Below are 1,417 nucleotides of genomic sequence, written 5' to 3' on the forward strand. Positions count from 1 at the left end.
CTGGTACATGGACGGCAAGATCCAAATCGACCCGATGATCACCCACACGCTCAAGCTCGAGGACATCAACAAGGGTTTCGATCTCATGCATGAGGGCAAATCGATCAGAAGCGTCGTGGTTTACTGAGGAAGATCGCAGGCCGCGGCCCAACCGGCCCGCGGCCTCCGTGGTTCACAATGGGAGGAGAAAAGAAACATGAGCGAACTCCCCGCCATTCTCGTCGATGCAGACGCCTGCCCGGTCAAGGCCGAGGTCGAAAAAGTGGCCGACCGGCATGGCGTCCTTGTCACCTACGTCTCCAATGGCGGCCTGCGGCCGTCGCGCGATCCGATGGTCCGCAATGTCGTGGTCTCCAAGGGCGCTGATGCCGCCGACGACTGGATCGTCGACAATGCACGCACCAACGACATTGTGATCACCGCCGACATTCCGCTGGCCGCCCGCGCGGTAGCGCTTGGCGCCCATGTGCTTGGGCCAACCGGACGTCCCTTCACGCCGGAAACGATCGGCATGGCGGTGGCGATGCGCGACCTGAAGCAGCATCTGCGCGAGACCGGCGAAAGCAAGGGCTACAATGCCAGCTTCGCGCCGCAAGACCGGTCGCGGTTTCTGGGCGAACTCGATCGCATCTTGCGGCGTGCCATGAAATCGGCCACACCGGATTAGCGCTATCCAGGGCTGGAACCACCATGGCCGCCGAAGCTCCGATAGACAAACCCATGCAGCGCCACATGCTGTTTGCTGTGTCTGCCTGCTTCGGCGTCTTTGCGCTTCTGGTGGCGTTGCTGCTGCACGCTCCGCTTGCCTATTCGATCGGCGCCAACGCGTTCTTTGCCGCCTATGTCATTCTCGTCGTCGCCCAGATGCCGAAGTTCACCGGCAGGTATCTGAGCAAGAATGCGCGCGCCACCGACCAGCCGGTGCTGGTCATCTTCGCCGTGACGCTTGTCGTCGTCGGCGTTGCCGTTGTCGCATTGTTCCTGCTGATCAATCAGAAGGACAGAAGCCATCCCATCGAGCTCTTCTTCGCGCTGCTGTCGATCCCGCTCGGCTGGTTCACCATCCATGCCATGGCAGCGCTCCATTATGCTCATGTCTACTGGATGGATGGCGATGCGATGGATGCCGAGACCAGGAAGAAAATCCCGGTCGGCGGACTGCTGTTTCCGGGCGACAAACGGCCGGAGGGTTGGGACTTCCTCTATTTCTCGACGGTGATCGGCATGACGGCGCAGACCGCCGACACCAACATCTCGACGACGCATATGCGTCGTGTCGTGCTTGTCCACTCGATCCTGTCGTTTTTCTTCAACACGGTCATCGTCGCCGCTGCCGTCAATCTCGCCGTCAGCCTGGGCGGTCCGTAATAAATCCGTGATCGGATGAAACATCGGTTTGGATCGCGACGTATCAGGA

The 1,417-nt window shown here is 60.4% G+C and carries 2 protein-coding genes and 1 pseudogene; all 3 read left to right on the forward strand.

The genetic code is table 11. From position 1 onward, the window contains the following. Positions 1–127 (forward strand): annotated as a pseudogene (locus tag EN932_RS36095) (S-(hydroxymethyl)glutathione dehydrogenase); the annotation flags it as partial. A gap of 69 nt (positions 128–196) precedes the next feature. Beyond that, complete coding sequence (locus EN932_RS36100; RefSeq protein ID WP_024505334.1) at positions 197–667, forward strand: YaiI/YqxD family protein; 471 nt, start codon at positions 197–199, stop codon at positions 665–667. Positions 668–690: 23 nt separating this feature from the next. Beyond that, on the forward strand, positions 691–1,368 hold the full coding sequence (locus EN932_RS36105; RefSeq protein WP_013531945.1) for a DUF1345 domain-containing protein: 678 nt from the start codon (positions 691–693) through the stop codon (positions 1,366–1,368). The last annotated feature ends 49 nt before the right edge of the window (positions 1,369–1,417 follow it).

Source organism: Mesorhizobium sp. M7A.F.Ca.US.002.01.1.1, from assembly GCF_004022955.1.
In the GTDB taxonomy this organism is placed as follows: domain Bacteria; phylum Pseudomonadota; class Alphaproteobacteria; order Rhizobiales; family Rhizobiaceae; genus Mesorhizobium; species Mesorhizobium ciceri.